1 protein-coding gene is annotated in these 555 nt (G+C 45.2%); it reads right to left on the bottom strand.

The genetic code is table 11. The features are described from left to right. On the bottom strand, positions 1-555 hold a 555-nt coding region (locus LNN34_RS21770), incomplete at both ends, for a polyketide synthase (protein WP_229044611.1).

Here is a 555-nt window from a genome sequence, read left to right as displayed (position 1 = left end):
ACGCCGTATTGATGGCCATGTTTGGGCCATCAAGGTTTAAGAAATAAGAAAGTCGTGCCGCCAGAATGGCATTATGATTTGAAGTGACGCCCGCCTCGCTTCCTACTAACAGCCTGTAGTCGCCTTCCTCAATTCCTATAAACATCCCTATTTTTCTGTCTTCAAATGACTTGGAACCATAGCCGGCATCTTCTAATGCCTTCCATGTTTCCTGAAGCAGCAGCCTCTGTCTGGGATCCATCATCTCTGCTTCACGTGGTGATAATTCAAAGAAGAAAGGGTCAAATTCATCAACTCCCGGTACCACTCCGAAACTTCTGTTTGTTGCTCTGCCGTCGTCCTTATGAGTTTCTAGCCATTCTGCACGTTCATGAGGTTTGCGAATGACATCTTTTCCCTCATGCAGGAGGGACCATAGTTCCTCTACATTCCTTGCATCTGGAAACCTTCCGCTCATTCCAATGATGGCAATTGGTTCTTTTTCAACCTGTTTCTTCTGTTTCGTCTCCAATTTTTCGGAACGGATCTTTCTTATTTTCGGTCCTCTATTTTCCG

Source organism: Bacillus sp. AF23, assembly GCF_020861455.1.
Lineage (GTDB): Bacteria > Bacillota > Bacilli > Bacillales > Bacillaceae > Bacillus > Bacillus halotolerans.
Note: the sequence above shows the minus strand (reverse complement) of the source record. Positions and strands in the feature narration are given on the sequence as shown.